This window comes from Hartmannibacter diazotrophicus (assembly GCF_900231165.1).
Lineage (GTDB): Bacteria > Pseudomonadota > Alphaproteobacteria > Rhizobiales > Pleomorphomonadaceae > Hartmannibacter > Hartmannibacter diazotrophicus.
Window position 1 is genome coordinate 3,741,859 of record NZ_LT960614.1, and the last position, 16,907, is coordinate 3,758,765.

Here is a 16,907-nt window from a genome sequence, read left to right on the forward strand (position 1 = left end):
GCCGATGAGTCGGCTGGTGCGATCCGTCGGCCTCGCGAACCGAGAGCCGGGACAGCCCAGATCAGCAGGGAGCCGCGGCAGGCAAATGGGATACAGCAAGACCTATTCGAACCTTCAGCCCTTGACGCTGACCGCTCCGGTGGCGCCCCGCTGCATCGTCGGATCGTCCTGCCATACCCTTCATCTTGCCCGTCTGGCGGCTCTTCTCCTGTTCATCACGGTCATGACCGCGACCAGCATGGCGCTCGCCAATCCGAGCATGAAGGACCTACGTTCGCCCCAGACGGAGGCCGGCCTCAGCGGCACCTATGACTCCATCTGGTTCCCGGTCCAGATGTCCAAGGATACGAGCCGTTATCTCCAGCCGCAGCAGCAGTCCGCCGATGCGGGGTCCATTGCCGGCGCGGAAACAGCCGCGCTTTCCTACGACCTGCGCCAGACTTTCTTCGAAGCGGCGCTCGGCCAGCACAGCAACAGCAGTTTCTATATCGCCGCCATCCTCGGCGCCCTGCTTGCCGCAACCCTCGCTCTGAGCGCCCTTCTGTGGAACGAACTGGCCGATCGTCTGGGCCTCAGCCGGGTCGAAGCGGCCCCGCCCCGCCGCCGGACCGCCTTTTCGTCGTAACAGGATCGGGACCCGGTCCGGTCTTGCGGTCGCCTTCCCGAATCCTATTTCTCCTTGGAACCCGTTCCTATGCGAGACGTCCGGCCGATTGGCCGCACACGTCGAGGAGAACCCTTCATGTCTGGAGACCGTCCTTCCATCCCGTCCGGCGCAGCGACGACCGCCCGGCAGGCCAGACGGTTGATGCCGGACCTTTTCCAGGGCCTCGCTCTCGCTCTCCTGTCCCTGCCTGTCGCAGGTGCCCAGGCCGCCGAAATCTCGGAAGCCGACGTCGAGGTCGAAAGGGTCGCCGGCAACCTCGACCATCCCTGGGGCCTCGCTTTCCTCCCCGACGGCGCGATGCTGGTGACCGAACGCTCCGGCCAGTTGCGGCTCATTGAGAATGGCAATGTCTCATCACCGCTCGCCGGCGTCCCGAAGGTCTATGCCCGCGGCCAGGGCGGCCTCCTCGACGTCGCCCTCCACCCGAAGTTTGCCGAAAACCAACGGGTCTACCTTTCCTTCTCCGAACCGGGCGGCGGCGGCGCGGGAACGGCGGTCGGCTATGGCCGGCTGGTCCGTTCGAACGGCGAGCCGTCGCTGCAGGACTTCAAGGTGATCTTTCGCCAGAGCCCGAAGGTGACCACCGGTCACCACTTCGGCTCCCGTCTCGTCTTCGCCCCGGACGGCCTGCTGTTCGTCACCCTTGGCGAGCGCGGCCAGGGCATGCCTGCGCAGGACCTCGACAACCATCTCGGCAAGGTCGTGCGGATCACCGACGAAGGCGGCATTCCGGCCGACAATCCCTGCGCCAGCGCCGAGAACGGCGCCCTGCCCGCCATCTGGACCTACGGCCACCGCAATCCGCAGGGCGCGGCCATCGATCCGGCGACCGGAGAGCTGTGGATCGTCGAGCACGGCGCCAGGGGCGGCGATGAAATCAACCGGACGGAAGCCGGCGCGAATTATGGCTGGCCCGAGGTCTCCTACGGCCGCCACTATTCAGGGGCCAAGATCGGCGTCGGCACGTCCGCGCCGGGGATCGAGCAGCCCGTCCATTATTGGGATCCTTCCATCGCCCCCTCCGGCATGACGTTCTACGACGGCGACCAGTTCGCGGCATGGCAGGGCGATATCCTCGTCGGCGCCCTGAAATATCAGATGCTGGTGCGTCTCGACGTGGAAGACGGCCGGATCGTCGGCGAGGACAGGCTGTTCGAGGGCCGTTTCGGCCGCATCCGCGACGTGCGCACGGGACCGAACGGCGCGGTCTATCTGCTCACAGACAACAATCCGGGCGAACTGATCCGCCTGACGGCCTCGGACTGATCGATGGCACACTCCAGAAAAAGTCACGGGTTTCTGTTCCGGCTGATGCAGGTGCTGGTCGCCCTGCTGCTGCTGGTCGGCGCAGGTTACGGCGCGCTTTGCCTCTACGGGCGCGATGCCGTCTGGGAACAGATCGCCGGCCCCGCCGACGACGGGCCCTATGACTTCGATGCGCCGAAGCGGACGGGCTGGAAGAACGACTGGCTCATCTGCCCTGCGGGAGAATGCGCCGGCGGTCGGCCGGACGAAATCTCGGCGCCATTTCCTGTGAGCGCCGACCGGCTTTTCGCAACCGTTCTTCAGGACCTGAAAGAAGACCCGCACGTCACGATCACGGCAGTCGACGAGACGACCCATCGCCTGCGCGCCATCGCGCGGACGGAACTAATGCATTTTCCCGACCGCATCCACATCCGCGTGGACGCGTCCGGCGAAAGCACCAGCCTGCTCGATGCCTATTCGGCAAGCCAGCTCGGCCGCGGAGACTTCGGGGTCAACCGTTCGCGGCTGGAGCGACTGCTAGCTGAGCTGCGCGCGCAGCTTTCGTGAAATAGGCCTTGAGCCCCAGAATCGCGATCACGAAAACGAGCGTTACGGCATTGGCCGCGATCACCGGAACCGATCCGATCAAAAGGCCATAGGCGAGCCACATGGCGACGCCAATCGCCAGCGCGCCATAGGACGAGTAGGAAATCGAGGACGCATCGCGATCGCGGATGATCTTGAACGCCTGGGGAAGCCAGCACAGCGTGGTGATCACGGCCGCGGACGAACCGATCAGACTGACGACAGTTTCGGGAACCATGGAATTGGAACCTGACGAGGTGAAGAGGACATCGTAATCGATTGCCCGACGGGGTCGCCTCGCCTTGATGGCCGGAGAAATGTTCCGGTCGCCTCGGCGTTGGAGCTTCGCTCTCTGCGCTTAGCTTCTCGTGAAATCGATGAGCGGAATATGCACACGGCAGGAAGCGGCGTCAATCGGGCCAAGTCGAGCCGAGCCATGCGTTTTTCGCAGTGCGATCTTTACCGCGCGTTAGCATCTCCGCTGCCGGCAGCGGCCGCCCCCGTCAGCATCCGCCGCCACTGAGCTTTGCGCCGCTCACCGCTTCGAGCTTCACGCGCGCAACGCCCTGGTTGCGAAAGCCGAGCCGGTCCGCGGCGGCCCGGCTGACGTCGATGATCCGCCCGCCGGAGTAGGGTCCCCGGTCGTTGATCCGCACGACAGTGGAGCGGCCATTGCCGAGATTCGTCACCTTCACCCGCGAGCCGAAGGGCAGCGTGCGGTGGGCTGCCGTCATCGTGCTGGGATCGGCATATTCACCGCTCGCCGTGCGCGAGGTCAGCTGGGTCCAGGAAGCCCGCCCGCACTGCTGCGGCCCGCTTCCGCAGGCCGCGAGCGGAATGAGGCAGATCACGAGAAGAAGCCAACGCAAGGGCTGCGGCATGAAGACGATCCGGTTCGCGTGCACCGCCGGCGGGTTGCCGTCGGCACCACGCAATTTGCCGGAGCCACCTCGTCATCACAAGCCGGCATCTATGCGAGCCGGATCGCGGCGACACCGCACAGGAGCACCGCGCAAGCGGTCATCCGTTGCCAACCGACTCTCTCCTTGAGGACGAGATAGGAAAGGCCCGCACCGAAAAGGATCGACGTTTCGCGCAGGGCCGCTACCATGGCGACCGGCGCCAGCGTCATGGCATAGAGGGCGAGTGCGTAGGATCCGAGCGTGGCCGCCCCGCCGACAAGGGCAAGGTGCTCGCGTCCGCGCGCATAGCGCAGCAGATCGCCACGGTGCCGCCAGAGGGCGTAGGCACCGAGCGGCACGGCCGCCAGAATGCAGTCCCACATGGTGTAGCCGAGCGGCGAGCCCGATAGCCGGACACCCACGCCGTCGACCAGAGTGTAGCTGGCGATGACACCCGCGTTGAGCAGCGCGTAGCCGATGGCCTTGCCGTTCGGCAGCGACCGCCGCCCGGCGTCGATCGCCATAGCCATGACGCCCGTACAGATCAGCAGGACACCCAGCCACCCCGTCAGCGAAAGCAACTCGCCAATCAAGGGGCCGCTCGCCACCGCAACCAGCAACGGCGAGACGCCCCGCATCAGGGGATAGGCAAGGCTCATGTCGCCGGCTTCATAGGCGGCCGCGATCAGGCTGTAGTAGGCGATCTGAAGGCACACCGAAACGCCAATGAAGGGCCAGCTTTCGGGGGCCGGCGGCTCGACGAACGGCAGCAGCAGGATCGAGATGACCGCGGAGCCGACGCAGATAAGCACCGAGTTGAAGAATTTCTTGGGGCCCGATTTGGCGATCGTGTTCCAGCTTGCGTGCAGCAGCGCGCCAAGAAGAACGACGGGAACGACGAAGGCGGGCACGGATACCTCTGGGGCGTTGGGTCCGGTCGGCAACGCCACCGGCGGCGGCTCGGCCGCAATCAATCAACTCCTTTTAGATTATCCGGCTCACTATTGTCCAAGCGGAACTTGCGATGATTTCCATCGTTTTCCTTGATCAAACGATGGAGGAAATCATGCATCGCATTGCCATTCCGTTCGCCGCGATTTGCGCGCTCTCCGGAGCAGCCTTGGCCGAAGAACAGCAGGACGGCCAGTTGCTGTTCAACAATGCTTGCCGGACATGCCACACGACTGACGAGGGCGACAATCGCCTCGGCCCGAACCTTCACGCCATTGTCGGCCGAAAGGCTGGCAGCCTTGAAGGATTTGCCTATTCCTCGTCCCTGGCAAATGCGGATTTCGAGTGGACCAAGGACAATCTCGACCGCTTCCTGACCGACCCTCAGGCCATGGCGCCCGGCAACAATATGAAGCCCTTCGCGGGTCTTGCCGACGAGAAGGACCGCGCCGCGATCATCGCCTTTCTGGAAGACCAGGGCTCATAGGAAAGCGAACGAGGCGTTCGGAGGAAGAAGTCCGGCGTGGCGACATTCGGGACCGGCCAAGCCCCCTTCGGCGGGAGCCGGCCCGTCCTGATCGCCTTCGCCGCACCGATGCTGGAGTGCTTGCCGCGATCTGGCGCTGCGGATCGAACTCATCCAAGAGCGCAGGTAGTCCCAGGGCTCACGCCCCGGCAGCCCTCGGCTGCCCTTCGCTGTGGCCGATCGTTCCCGGAATGCGCTGCTGGTTGTAGGCCCAGTCGAGAAACCCGCGAAGCCGAGGCTGCTGGGCGGCCGCGCGGCGGGCGAGGATCCACACGTCGCTCACCGGGGCCGGGCCGAGGTTGAGCGGCACGAGGTCGCCGCGCCCGGCGGCCAGCGTCGTCGGCAGGAGGGCAATGCCCCCGCCCTTGGCCGCGATATCGCGCTGGGCGATCGGGCTGGAGGAGCTGAAGACCACCCGGCCGCCGAGCGCCCGGATGGCATCATAGGCGGAGATCTCGGCCAGCGAACCGGAGGGATGGATCACCGAATGGCCCGCGAGATCGCGCGTACCGGGCACCAGCGGATGCTCGGCGAGATAGTCGATGCTGGCATAGAAGCCCCAGGTGAATTCGGCGACCTTGCGGCCGACGAGATCCGGCGGCGCGGACTCGCCAGGCGTCACCAGCACATCATACTGGTCCGGCCTCAGCGAAAAGAGATCGTCGTGGACGGCAAGATCGCCGAGTCCGCCCGTCTCCGCCGCCCAGCGTGCCAGCGCCGGAGCGACGAAAGCGCCCGCCAGCACCTCGCAGGTGGCAATCCGGATCGGCCGCGTGGAAAAACAGAGCTGCTCCTCCGCCTGAAGCACGAGATCCTTGACAGTGCGAGCGGTCGCGACCAGTGTTTCACCTGTCTCAGTCGGAACGAATCGCCCGTCGCCGCCGCGCACGAAAGCTGGCTGCGCAAGGCCCCGCTCGATGGCCTGCAAGCGGCGAGAAACCGTTGACTGATTGACGCCAAGCTCGCGCGCCGCGGCCGACAGAGAGCCGCAAGTTGCAACGGCGAGAATGGTTTGCAGGTCGCTCCAGTCAGCAATCATATAAGTGTTCCGAAACGCATAGAGCCATGCGGAAATGCTGATTGAGCAATTCCGTCCGACCGGTCAAAAAGGCCCACGGCACTCGCTCCGGAAGTTTTGCGTTCCCGGGGATGCTGTCGAGTGTTCAGTGGCTGTCGGCGGCAGTCAAAAAGATAAATCAAGAAAAATAAGCTTGCCACCGGACCTGCCGATCAGGATGCACAGGTTTGCGCTGCATGCCAGCTTTTTTTGGGGACGCACGTGGGATTTGAGATCAATTCATACTTGAAGCGTATTGGGATCCAGTCTGTTTCTACCGACATCGAAGGCTTGAGCCGCATGCAGGCTGCACAGATGCAGTCGATCGCCTTCGAGAACATAGAAGTTCTGCTTGGTCGTCTTCCCGCCCTCGACAGCGCCTCCATCTGGCAGAAGCTGGTGGGTGAGCGCCGGGGCGGATACTGCCTCGAACTCAACGCCCTTTATTCGGAGGCCCTGACGGCACTTGGCTTCCGCGTGCGCCCGCTTCTCGGCCGCGTGCGCATGGGCGCCGAAACCGGCGGCCCGCGCACGCACCTCGCCCTCATCGTCCGCCTCGATGGCGTCGAGTGGCTGACGGACTGCGGCTTCGGCGGCCCCGGACCGCTGACCCCGCTGCGCCTCGACATCACCGAACCGCAGATCTGCAAGGCCGGCAGCTACCGCCTGCGCCACGACCAGATCACCGGTGAGACCGTGCTGCAGCGGCGCGAACGCGACAACTGGTTCCCGCTCTACGGCTTCGACCGCTCCTGGGTCAGCCCGGCGGACTTCGAGGCCGCAAACGTCATCTGCACCCGCTCGCCCTCCTCGCCCTTCCACCGCAACCTGATGATGTCGATCGCGACCAAGACCGGCCGCATCAGCCTCTTCAACGCCCGCCGCACCGAGATCGACGGCGACCGCGAGACGGTGCGCCAGTTGGCCTCCCTCGACGAACTCGCCTGGTCGCTCAGCGAGGACTTCGGGCTCGACGTCGACCGCCTCCGGATCAAGCTCGTCTGGGCCCATCTGGAAAACGGCCAGACCGCCTCCCCGGTCCAGCGCCGCGCGCTGCTCGGCAACGAACCCGCCTGACGCCTACCCGGCGACCTCCCGCATCGGGATCATCTGCGGCTGCGCCGACGGATCGGCCGTCGGCTGGCGCAACTCGGCCCTGAGCCGCGGCAGGCACTCGGGGTAATTCTGCTGCAGATAGGTGATCAGCCGCTCGCGCACCTCGCAGCGGATGTCGTAGGTGCGCGGCGAGTTGGAGGCGCTGATCAGGATGCGGATCTCCATCGTGTGCTCGCGGAAATCCGTCACCTGCACATGCGCCACCTTGCCGTCCCACAGCGGCGAAGTCTTCGCGATATGGTCGACCTGCGCGCGGATGACGTCCACCGGCACCGTATAGTCGAGATAGAGCATCACTGTGCCGATGAGGGCGGCCCCCTCGCGCGTCCAGTTCTGGAACGGCTGCTCGATGAAATAGCTGAGCGGCAGGATGAGGCGGCGCCAGTCCCAGATACGGATGACGACATAGGTGGAGGTGATCTCCTCCACGTTGCCCCACTCCCCTTCCACCAGCAGCGCGTCGTCGATGCGGATCGGCTGGGTGACGGCAAGCTGGATGCCGGCAAAGAGGTTTTTGAGCACCGGCTGCAGCGCGAGGCCGACGACGAGACCCGCCGCGCCGGCCGACGCCAGCAGGCTGACGCCGTATTGCCTCACGCTCTCGAAGGTCATCAGCAGCGCCGCGATGGCGATGATCCCGATCATCAGGTTGCCGACCCGCTGCAGGATGCGCGACTGGGTGACATGCTTGCGGGCGAGCAGGTTGTCCTCGGCGTCGAGCTTGAAGCGCCTCAGATACACCGTCGTCCAGATATGCAGCGCGGTCTGCGCCATCCAGGCGAGCAGCACGATGAAGCAGAGTTGCAGTCCGTGACGGATCACCTCCGCCTGCCCGCCGGACAGCGGCGAGATGCTCGCGGCAAATCCCATCAGCACAATGCCGATGGCAAGCTTCATCGGCCCCTCGGTGCGCGAGACCAGCGAGCGCCAGAAGAGATCGCGCCCGGCGACGAGCCGCGTCAGGATGCGGAAGACGAGCCGGTGCAGGAAGATGGCGACGAGGACCGCGAACGCGAAGACGACGAGGCTGATACCCCAGTCGGGCAGCCAGAACAGCGACTTTTCCACTTGGCTCGCCACGGCGTCGGTGTTGATCGCCTTCTTGATGCCGTCGATGGGATTGGACGTGTCGAGGGGTTCCATGCGGCGGGAGGGCCTCCTTGGCTGTTGACAGGTCACGCACCCTCGAGGCCGCTATCCTCCTCACCTTGGGCGCTGCGCATGCTCTGACAAGAGAACCCAGCAAGATTTGTTCCGCAATGCAGCATGCCGCATCGACCCGAACAGCGGCATCCCGTTTTCGGACAAGCCGGCGCCCCGCTGCCCCTCAGTCAGGCGCGCGCCGGAGCGCCTGCAAGGACCGGCGCACTGCCTCGACGATGACGGGCGCGATCCGGCGCGCGCCCGCGTTGGAGAGGTGGTCGTCGTCGAAATAATAGGTGCCGGACCCGTCGGCATCGACGCACCGGCCCGTCCCCTCGTCGCACAGCGCCTTGTAGACCGGCGCGACGGTGATCCTGCCGCTTCCTGATGCCAGCCGGCCGAAAAGCGCCAGAACGTCGGACGCCCTTTCGCGATAGCGGGCCAGGGAGGTGGTGAGGGGGGCCGTCCCCTCGCCATACATGATCCGCCGCGCGACGAGGTTGGGCACATCCCAGCCGGCCTCCGGGATGGGGTCGACGAGGACGAGATGGAACCGCCGCGCCATCTCCATGATGCCCTCTTCGTAGCGGCGGAGAACGCGGCTCCGCCGATCCGCCTCGCCCGACGCGGCGACGCCATTCAAGTTGGCCCCCTCCACATCGGCCCCCACGACATCGGCAACGATCGGCGCGCCGTATTCCACGCCCCCCTCGCCGTTGTCGAACAGCCGGCCGCTCAGATAGAGCGGGAAGCGGGCCGTGAGCACCAGGCTGGCCGCGCCCGCCCTTTCCGCATAGTCGAGCACGCCGGCAACGAAGCGCGGGCAGGCCCCGTCGTCGCCCTTCAGCGAAATGCTGAGGCCCGGCACCGGCGGACAGCCGGAACTGGACACCGCATAGACGTTGAACCCGGCCGCGAGCAGCTGCGCGGTGACCTCCTGCGAGATCGCCATCGCGTGGCTGTCGCCGAGAAGAACGACCAGCGGCCGGCCGGACGCGCCGACATGCAGGCACCCCGCCACCGGGTTGGGAGGGGTGGGGTGGGCCGCGTCGAAGTTGCACTGGGTGCCCGCCCTGTCCTGCCCCGCCGCAAGGGCCGCGACAACCGCGCCCGGGACCCTGCCCGCAAAGCCATCCCGGATGATACCGGCAAGGCCGAAGACGCTGAACAGGAGAAGGCCGGCCGCGCTCGCGGCAAAGACCGCGCCCCGGCGCGAGAGAACCGGGCTCGACCGGCTGCGGAAGGGCTGTTCGACGAAGCGCCAGGTCACCGCCGCCAGCAGCAGCGATAGAACCGCAAGCCCAAGCAGCATCGGCTCGCCGGCGCGGTCGGGAAAGCGGATGCGGGCGAAGGCGAAGAGCGGCTGGTGCCACAGATAGGCGCTGTAGCTGATGAGGCCGATGCCGACGAAGGGCCGCGAGGCGAGCAGCCGGGCAACGAGCGTCTCGCGCTGAGCGTAGAGGATCAGCAGCACGACGCCGAGCACCGGGACGAGCGCGTGAACGCCCGGAAAGGGCGTCGTCTCGTCATAGACGAAGACCGGAGCGACGATGGCCGCGAGGCCCGAAAGAGCGAGAAACTCGTTGCCGCGCACCCCGCGCCGCCGCCGCAAGAGGATGGCGGCGATCGAGCCGGCGAACAGCTCCCACGCCCGCGTCGGCAGCAGATAGAAATTCGCCGACGGACTGTGCCGCCCCATCCATTCGCTGAGGACGAGGCTCGCGAAGGCGCCGCCAGCGATCATCCAGAAGGCGCGGTTGCGGCCGAAGCGCCAGAGGAACAGCAGAAGCAGCGGAAACAGCAGGTAATACTGCTCCTCGACGGCAAGGCTCCACGTGTGCAGGAACGGCTGTTCCTCCGAGGCGGCGCCGAAATAACCGCTCTGGCGCCAGAACAGGAAATTCGAGCCGAAGAGGCTGACCGCCAGCAGGCTCTGCGCGAAATCGTGCATCTGCTCCGGCAGCATCCACATCCAGGCGAAGGGCACGCTGGCCGCCATGACGAGGAAGAGCGCCGGCAGGATGCGCCGCGCCCGCCGCTCGTAGAAAGCGGCGAGGCTGAAGCGCCCAGCCTCGATGTCCTCCACCAGCAGCGTGGTGATCAGATAGCCGCTGATGACGAAGAAGACGTCGACGCCGACGAAGCCGCCGCTAAAGGCCGGGACGCCGGCGTGAAACAGGATGACGGGAACCACGGCGACGGCCCTGAGGCCGTCGATCTCCAGGCGATGCTTCATCGAGAAACGCTCATGCAGACGGCCGATAACCCATTCGATTTTAGCGGTTCCGTTACGGAAAGATACGGTCCGAAACGCTCGTGTAACGGCCGGTCGCCGGCGCGGCGAGCATGGCTGTAACGCCGCACCTGCGGTTTCGGTTCGGTTGCAAATGAGAAAATTTCGCCAGCACGAAAGGCCCCGCGCGGATTTTCCACCGGGGTTCTTCGTCGTCTCCCCCACCCGACCCCAAAAAGGGTGGGCCGAGGGGGATGGGGCGCCGAAAGGCGCGTGTCTGTGGACGGAACCGGGGCCCTGCCCGCCCGCGCCTTGCGACGGCGCCAGACGGACGGCGGAGGCAGATGCGTCACGACCGCGACAGCTCCCGCTTGAAAACCCTGATCCCGTGCGCGGTCCGGTCCCGAACCTCAAGCAGCGGGGCGACCCGTTGCCTGCGGACGGAGACCGGGGCGCTCGCCTTTCGGCGCCCCACCGGCGGCGTCCATCGAGCCCCGGGCCCGTATCTTGGCGGAGGCGGCGGGGCGGGGTCCGGGTGCGCGGTGCTCAATCTCATCGGCATTTCCGCTACCCCGGGTTTGTCCCGCTTCCTGATCCGGGCGGCAGGGCCGTCCTTCACCGTCTCTCGCTGATCGGCCTACCGACACGGCTCCTAGTGGCCGCGGACGGGTTCCCGAGGTCGCCCGGGAGCCCGGCTGCCAACCGGGCGCGCGGGCGCCGCACCCGACCCATCGCACGAACGCCTCCGGACAACGCCCCTCGCGGGCGGGATTGGGAAAGTATGGGGGAGAGAGGGAGGGGGTGAATAAGGAACGATTGGATTTCCGTCGAAACCGTCTATTGACACCAAACCACAGGTTAGCTTCCGCAGTTCATACTCAGCAATCGCTCCCTCAGACAAAGACAAATTTGACTAACTTGCTGCCAAAAAGGTGCGACCATTCACCTGTCCCAGCCCGGCAAAACAACCGAAGATAGATTGATTAATGAGAAATTAATCCAAATGAGAGAATATTAGAAAAATCAATCACGATAGATTACGATGAAATCACCTCGCTTCGACATTCGCGCAGCAAAGCTTAAGAAGATTTTCGCACCTGCGAACATTGAGAGAATTTGGAGAGAAAAAGTTCGCACATCGATGAAAGACCAATTCATCAATGACGGCATCGAACATTTCGACTTTCATCTTGCTCGAAAATTAGAAAGCAAAAAGCTCTCACACATTATCCTATCCGGTTCCTATGCACCGCAGAAGGCGCAGAGAATTCTAGTTGAGAAAAGTAAAGGGCTCTGCAGGCAACTTGTCATCCCGACATTCCGAGATGCAATTGTTCTACAATGCCTTTCCGATGCCCTGTATGCTGAAATTAAAGGAAAGGCTCCCACCAAAAATTCATTTTTTGAGCCCAAAGATCACAAATTCTCAACGGTTCCGAGTGGATATGGCACATTTGCCGCTTGGCTCAATTTTCAGAAGGCGTTGTTCAATTTCTCAAAATCACGTAATTTCATTGTAGTAACAGATATTGCTAACTACTATGACAGTATATCATATGTACACCTCAGAAATGCAATTTCTGCAATAACGGAAGCAGACGAATGTATCATCGACATGTTGATATACATTCTTTCAGATCTTTTGTGGCAACCCGATTACACACCTAGAGTAGAAGTTGGGCTTCCGCAAATCAATCTAGATGCTCCGCGTCTGCTGGCCCATTGCTTCTTGTATGAACTCGACGCCTTTCTGGCGAGTGACCCAAACAGAGATTTTGTCCGCTATATGGATGATATTGACATCGGTGTGGATACAATCGTTGACGCCAAGCAAGCTCTAAAGGCCGTCGACCTCGTTCTGCAAACGAAACAAGTTCGGCTTAACAGTGGTAAAACTGTAATATTGACCCGTGCAGAGGCCATTCGACATTTCAGGCTTTTTGAGAATGCGCGAATGGACGCTGTGAAGGCAAGTATAGAATGGAGAAGAAAGAAAGATTTACCACTTGATCGGCAGAGGCGTTTAGTCGAACTTCGCATCAAAGACGGCATAAAGCGGAAAAAATTTGACAGCGGGAATGGGGAAAAAATCCTCAAACGCTGGTTGGGCTTAGCTGCACAGACCAACGCCAAAGTTCCACCCCAAATTCTCGAACAAATAATTAAACTAAGACCATCAGTCCGTGAAAACATTTATTCGCTTATTAGAAGTCGACCTCTCACACCGTCAGTGGCAGCTGTCCTAGCAAATTGTGCAACGTCAGGACTACTGGTCGATGACGCTGCGATGGTATCGATGGCCAATTATCTCGTCGAGACACTGGTCAAAACTAAACACAGTCATAGCCACGTTCAGAACATAATTAACAGCAACGATTCTACACTTTATTATGGATTGCATTCGAAGCTCTGGCTGCAATCAAAATATGCGAGCACGACGGAACTCTTGAAAACATTAGTAGATGCAGAGCAACTCTGGGTGTCAGATGAACGCCTCGGCAGACTAGCTGGATCATTTTTACCTATTTTTTACAGCTCTCCTGAAGAGACGTCCTTCAAATCGCTGCTCGATCGAAGTCTAAATAATGGAGTTCGAGAGGCCTATAAATTTCACATAAAGCTTTCAGAAGACGAAAAGACATTTCAATCAATGTTCAATGCCCTGAAATCTCCGAATACGACACGAGGAACTGGAATTACACACGCCAAATTCCTGTGCCTAATGTCCGCTCTTCGGAATCCAAATGCGCCCGCCGCACAAATAAATACGCTGAAGATTAACAATAAGACTGTATTTCAAGATACATACTACAAGAATATCTCTACTAGATTGAAAATAATATGAATATTAACGCACTAATCCGACTGCTCGCTCCATGACTTGGCGGTGAGGTTCGAAAGGTTCTTTGGGGTAGTTGCCGCATCGGCAATGCCTTCAGTCGACCTCCCCTTCCGGTAGACCCACAAGCTCCGGATAGAGATCGCGCCAGTCCGGGTTGCCCTCAAGGATCAGCCGCACCTTCCACGCCCTGAGCCACGTCTTGATCCGCTTTTCCCGATGGATGGCCTCGGCGATGTCGTCGTGGGCTTCGAACCAGGCGAGGCGGTTGCAGCCGTATTTCTTCGAGAAGCCGTCGAAGACGCCTGTGCGGTGCTGGTAAATGCGGACGTCGAGATTGCTGGTGACGCCGGTGTAGAGCACCCCGTTCGGCTTGTTGGTCACGATGTAGACGAAGCCGGGTTTCATGGCGACGGTCCGGAGTGACGGTGGCTGGTGAAGGCCGAGAGTTCGGCGGCTGTGGTGGTTCTGTTCCTAACCAGAGATTGTCATGGTCTGCGCAGGCAGACCATCCACGAAAGGCGGAAAAATGCGGCCTTGGTTCGTGGGAAGGGCTTTGAAAGTCGTGGGTGGTCCGCCTTCGCGGACCATGACGGGGTGGAGAGGCCGAGGGAAAATGGCAAGCGCAGCGTTAGCGGATGGGCGTGGATGGTCCGCCTGCGCGGACCATGACGGCAAAGAGAGGCCGAAGCCTACTTCTTCCGCCGTCCGCCCGGACGATAGTTCTTCGTCATCGGGTCCGGTTTTACAAATTCGACCCTCTCCCCCAGCGGCACGGTCATGTCCGTGCCGGGACCCATGTTGTCGAGCGTCGGCTTTGCCACCTTCGACTTGCGCGGCCCGTGCGGATCGTCCGGGCTGCCGAGCGGCAGGGTGCGGTTGTGCGGCCCCATCTCGTGGCTCGCCGGCTTGTGGACGCGCGAGGGCGCGCCACCGCCCCTTCCGCCATTGCCACCGCCCGAACCGCTTCGTCCGCCCGTGCTGCGGCCCCTGGTGCCCGCCGGATCGTTGCGGTCGCCGCGATAGCCGCCGGTGCGGTCGTCCACCTGCGCCTGGCGCGCCAGCGGATCGTCGGCGATGGCAAGCTCGGTCTCGCGCAGGCGCTTGACCTCGTCGCGCAGCCGCGCCGCCGTCTCGAACTCGAGGTCGGCCGCGGCCTCCTTCATCTTGCGTTCCAGATCGGCGATATGGGCCGTGAGGTTGTGGCCGATCATCGCCCCGCCCTCGGCAAAGCCCGCGTCCACCGTGACGTGATCCTGCTCGTAGACCGACTGGATGATGTCGCCGATGTTCCGGCGCACGCTTTCCGGCGTGATGCCGTGCTCGGCGTTGTAGGCCAGCTGCTTCTCGCGGCGCCGGTTGGTCTCCGCGATCGCCCGCTCCATGGAGCCGGTCATCTGGTCGGCATAGAGGATGACCTTGCCGTCGACATTGCGCGCGGCGCGGCCGATGGTCTGCACCAGCGAGGTTTCCGAGCGCAGGAATCCTTCCTTGTCGGCGTCGAGGATCGCCACCAGTGCGCACTCGGGAATGTCGAGGCCCTCGCGCAAAAGGTTGATGCCGACCAGCACGTCGAAGGCGCCGAGGCGCAGGTCGCGCAGGATCTCGATACGCTCCAGCGTGTCGATGTCGGAGTGCATGTAGCGCACGCGCACGCCGTTGTCGTGCAGGTACTCGGTCAGATCCTCGGCCATGCGCTTGGTGAGCGTGGTGACAAGGGTGCGGTAGCCCTTCAGCGCCACCTGCCGCACCTCGCCGAGGAGATCGTCGACCTGCGTGCGTGCCGGGCGGATGTCGATCGGCGGATCGATGAGGCCGGTCGGGCGGATGACCTGCTCGGCGAAGGTGCCGCCGGACTGCTCCAGCTCCCAGCCGCCGGGGGTGGCCGAGACGGCGACGGTCTGCGGCCGCATCGCGTCCCATTCCTCGAAGCGCAGCGGCCGGTTGTCCATGCAGGACGGCAGGCGGAAGCCGTATTCGGCCAGCGTCGCCTTGCGGCGGAAGTCGCCCTTGTACATGGCGCCGATCTGCGGAACCGTGACGTGGCTCTCGTCGACGAAGACGAGGGCGTTGTCGGGCAGGTATTCGAACAGCGTCGGCGGCGGCTCGCCGGGATTGCGGCCGGTGAGATAGCGCGAATAGTTCTCGATGCCGGCGCAGGAGCCGGTCGCCTCCATCATTTCGAGGTCGAAGCGGGTGCGCTGTTCCAGCCGCTGGGCTTCCAGCAGGCGGCCATGGGCTTCGAGTTCGGCGAGGCGGTGGCGCAGCTCGTCCTTGATCTGCTTGGTCGCCTGGTTGAGCGTCGGCTTCGGCGTCACATAATGCGAATTGGCGTAGAACTTCACATACTTGAGGTCGGCCGACTTCTGGCCCGTGAGCGGGTCGAACTCGGTGATGGACTCCACCTCGTCGCCGAAGAGCGAGATGCGCCAGGCGCGATCCTCAAGGTGGGCCGGGAAGACTTCGATCGTGTCGCCGCGCACGCGAAACGAGCCGCGCACGAAGGCCGCGTCGTTGCGCTTGTATTGCAGCGCCACGAAGTCGGCCAGAAGCTGGCGCTGGTCGATCTTTTCGCCGACCTCCAGCGAGAAGGTCATGGCGGTGTAGGTCTCGACCGAGCCGATACCGTAGATGCAGGACACCGAGGCGACGATGATGACGTCGTCGCGCTCCAAGAGCGAGCGCGTCGCGGCGTGGCGCATGCGGTCGATCTGCTCGTTGATCGAGGATTCCTTCTCGATATAGGTGTCCGTCCGGGGCACATAGGCCTCCGGCTGGTAATAGTCGTAGTAGGAGACGAAATACTCGACGGCGTTGTTGGGGAAGAAGGACTTGAACTCGCCGTAGAGCTGCGCCGCCAGCGTCTTGTTCGGCGCGAGGATCAGCGCCGGCCGGTTGGTGCGCGCGATCACCTGCGCCATCGTGTAGGTCTTGCCCGAACCGGTGACGCCGAGGAGAACCTGGCAGCGTTCGTCCTGGTTGATGCCCTCGACAAGCTCGGCGATGGCGGTCGGCTGGTCGCCGCGCGGCTCGTAGTCCGAGGCAAGGTCGAAGGCGATGCCGCCCTCGGATTTCTCCGGTCGCTCGGGCCGGTGCGGCTTCCATGCCGGCGCGCCTTCCACCTCGGCCCGGCCGCCCTGGATCAGCTGCTCCAGCGCCGCGACGGTGGCGGTGACGCCCGCGCCGGGGTTCGACAGTTCCGGCCGGTCGCGGTTGGCCTTGGCGTTGGACTTGTTGAGCGCGACCGCCTCGTCGAGGGTCAGCGTCATGCCGGCGACCGGGTTGAGCCCGCCGCCGGCGCGCGTCTTCGGATCGTTCGAGGCGCCCATGGAGGTGCCGCGCGACGAACGGGCGGGCTTTTCGGCCTTCGGAGCCTTGGCGGCGGCCTTCTTCTTGACGGCCGGCTTGTCCTCCGGCGAGGGCACCGGAAGCCCCTCCATGTCCGCGCCCTCGGCGGCGCGAATCCAGTCGGAGACGGAACCGCCAAGTGGTGCGCCTGTAAGCGGAGCCTGTGGCGCTTCGCCGAAGCCCTCGGTCTCGGGGGCATCGTCCTGCTTGGGAAGGGGGGATTTGGAAGACTTGCTGGTCATGCCTGAAATATGCAGCGCCGCCCCTCAAAACGAAAGGGGCGGCGCGAACA

The 16,907-nt window shown here is 63.3% G+C and carries 14 protein-coding genes; 6 read left to right on the forward strand and 8 right to left on the reverse strand.

Translation table 11 applies throughout. From position 1 onward, the window contains the following. Positions 1-85 precede the first annotated feature (85 nt). The 3 genes from HDIA_RS17435 to HDIA_RS17445 all read left to right on the forward strand — a co-directional run bounded on the left by HDIA_RS17435 (position 86) and on the right by HDIA_RS17445 (position 2,482). Entirely contained in the window at positions 86-625 is a 540-nt protein-coding gene (locus HDIA_RS17435) for a hypothetical protein (RefSeq protein ID WP_099557324.1), read from the forward strand. Between the two features lie 117 nt (positions 626-742). Continuing rightward, positions 743-1,933, forward strand: a complete 1,191-nt coding sequence (locus HDIA_RS17440) for a PQQ-dependent sugar dehydrogenase (protein WP_173796257.1) — start codon at positions 743-745, stop codon at positions 1,931-1,933. Positions 1,934-1,936: 3 nt separating this feature from the next. Further along, the gene (locus tag HDIA_RS17445; protein WP_099557326.1) at positions 1,937-2,482 is read left to right on the forward strand and encodes a DUF1499 domain-containing protein; all 546 of its coding nucleotides are present in this window, start codon (positions 1,937-1,939) and stop codon (positions 2,480-2,482) included. Here the strand turns inward: HDIA_RS17445 and HDIA_RS17450 are convergent. The 3 genes from HDIA_RS17450 to HDIA_RS17460 form a co-directional block, all read right to left on the reverse strand. Further along, positions 2,427-2,738: a SemiSWEET family sugar transporter gene (locus tag HDIA_RS17450; protein WP_099557327.1), complete on the reverse strand. Its 312-nt coding sequence runs from the start codon at positions 2,736-2,738 to the stop codon at positions 2,427-2,429. The genes HDIA_RS17445 and HDIA_RS17450 overlap by 56 nt on opposite strands. Positions 2,739-3,003: 265 nt before the next feature. Further along, positions 3,004-3,381: a septal ring lytic transglycosylase RlpA family protein gene (locus tag HDIA_RS17455; protein ID WP_099558976.1), complete on the reverse strand. Its 378-nt coding sequence runs from the start codon at positions 3,379-3,381 to the stop codon at positions 3,004-3,006. Between the two features lie 89 nt (positions 3,382-3,470). Beyond that, the gene (locus HDIA_RS17460; protein WP_099558977.1) at positions 3,471-4,313 is read right to left on the reverse strand and encodes an EamA family transporter; all 843 of its coding nucleotides are present in this window, start codon (positions 4,311-4,313) and stop codon (positions 3,471-3,473) included. Positions 4,314-4,468: 155 nt separating this feature from the next. Here HDIA_RS17460 and HDIA_RS17465 point away from each other — a divergent pair, with 155 nt between their 5' ends. Beyond that, positions 4,469-4,840 carry a c-type cytochrome gene (locus tag HDIA_RS17465; RefSeq protein WP_099558978.1) on the forward strand — a complete coding sequence of 124 codons (372 nt, stop codon included), beginning with the start codon at positions 4,469-4,471 and terminating at the stop codon, positions 4,838-4,840. Between the two features lie 178 nt (positions 4,841-5,018). Here HDIA_RS17465 and HDIA_RS17470 read toward each other — a convergent pair whose 3' ends face one another. Next, positions 5,019-5,918, reverse strand: coding sequence for a LysR family transcriptional regulator (locus HDIA_RS17470; protein ID WP_099557328.1), 900 nt, complete (start codon positions 5,916-5,918; stop codon positions 5,019-5,021). 240 nt (positions 5,919-6,158) lie between these two features. Here HDIA_RS17470 and HDIA_RS17475 point away from each other — a divergent pair, with 240 nt between their 5' ends. Further along, entirely contained in the window at positions 6,159-7,013 is an 855-nt protein-coding gene (locus HDIA_RS17475; protein WP_099557329.1) for an arylamine N-acetyltransferase family protein, read from the forward strand. A 3-nt stretch (positions 7,014-7,016) separates the two neighbouring features. On the opposite strand, the gene HDIA_RS17480 is transcribed toward HDIA_RS17475, so the two are convergent. Then, a complete protein-coding gene (locus tag HDIA_RS17480; protein ID WP_099557330.1) occupies positions 7,017-8,195 on the reverse strand; it encodes a mechanosensitive ion channel family protein in 1,179 nt (392 codons plus the stop codon). A gap of 184 nt (positions 8,196-8,379) precedes the next feature. Beyond that, positions 8,380-10,431: an acyltransferase family protein gene (locus HDIA_RS17485; protein WP_099557331.1), complete on the reverse strand. Its 2,052-nt coding sequence runs from the start codon at positions 10,429-10,431 to the stop codon at positions 8,380-8,382. A 1,039-nt stretch (positions 10,432-11,470) separates the two neighbouring features. Between HDIA_RS17485 and HDIA_RS17490 the strand changes: the two genes are divergently transcribed. Beyond that, complete coding sequence (locus HDIA_RS17490) at positions 11,471-13,273, forward strand: RNA-directed DNA polymerase (RefSeq protein WP_099557332.1); 1,803 nt, start codon at positions 11,471-11,473, stop codon at positions 13,271-13,273. Positions 13,274-13,363: 90 nt separating this feature from the next. Here the strand turns inward: HDIA_RS17490 and HDIA_RS17495 are convergent, their stop codons facing one another. After that, positions 13,364-13,675, reverse strand: a complete 312-nt coding sequence (locus tag HDIA_RS17495) for a GIY-YIG nuclease family protein (RefSeq protein ID WP_099557333.1) — start codon at positions 13,673-13,675, stop codon at positions 13,364-13,366. A 284-nt stretch (positions 13,676-13,959) separates the two neighbouring features. Further along, the gene (gene uvrB, locus HDIA_RS17500) at positions 13,960-16,857 is read right to left on the reverse strand and encodes an excinuclease ABC subunit UvrB (protein ID WP_099557334.1); all 2,898 of its coding nucleotides are present in this window, start codon (positions 16,855-16,857) and stop codon (positions 13,960-13,962) included. Positions 16,858-16,907 lie beyond the last annotated feature (50 nt).

Excerpts from the sequence above, each read along its gene's own strand:
- HDIA_RS17470 (WP_099557328.1), bottom strand. The coding sequence starts at position 5,918 with ATGATTGCTGACTGGAGCGACCTGCAAACCATTCTCGCCGTTGCAACT.
- HDIA_RS17465 (WP_099558978.1), top strand. The coding sequence starts at position 4,469 with ATGCATCGCATTGCCATTCCGTTCGCCGCGATTTGCGCGCTCTCCGGA.
- HDIA_RS17440 (WP_173796257.1), top strand. The coding sequence starts at position 743 with ATGTCTGGAGACCGTCCTTCCATCCCGTCCGGCGCAGCGACGACCGCC.
- HDIA_RS17450 (WP_099557327.1), bottom strand. The coding sequence starts at position 2,738 with ATGGTTCCCGAAACTGTCGTCAGTCTGATCGGTTCGTCCGCGGCCGTG.
- HDIA_RS17445 (WP_099557326.1), top strand. The coding sequence starts at position 1,937 with ATGGCACACTCCAGAAAAAGTCACGGGTTTCTGTTCCGGCTGATGCAG.
- HDIA_RS17435 (WP_099557324.1), top strand. The coding sequence starts at position 86 with ATGGGATACAGCAAGACCTATTCGAACCTTCAGCCCTTGACGCTGACC.
- uvrB (WP_099557334.1), bottom strand. The coding sequence starts at position 16,857 with ATGACCAGCAAGTCTTCCAAATCCCCCCTTCCCAAGCAGGACGATGCC.
- HDIA_RS17495 (WP_099557333.1), bottom strand. The coding sequence starts at position 13,675 with ATGAAACCCGGCTTCGTCTACATCGTGACCAACAAGCCGAACGGGGTG.
- HDIA_RS17490 (WP_099557332.1), top strand. The coding sequence starts at position 11,471 with ATGAAATCACCTCGCTTCGACATTCGCGCAGCAAAGCTTAAGAAGATT.
- HDIA_RS17485 (WP_099557331.1), bottom strand. The coding sequence starts at position 10,431 with ATGAAGCATCGCCTGGAGATCGACGGCCTCAGGGCCGTCGCCGTGGTT.
- HDIA_RS17455 (WP_099558976.1), bottom strand. The coding sequence starts at position 3,381 with ATGCCGCAGCCCTTGCGTTGGCTTCTTCTCGTGATCTGCCTCATTCCG.
- HDIA_RS17480 (WP_099557330.1), bottom strand. The coding sequence starts at position 8,195 with ATGGAACCCCTCGACACGTCCAATCCCATCGACGGCATCAAGAAGGCG.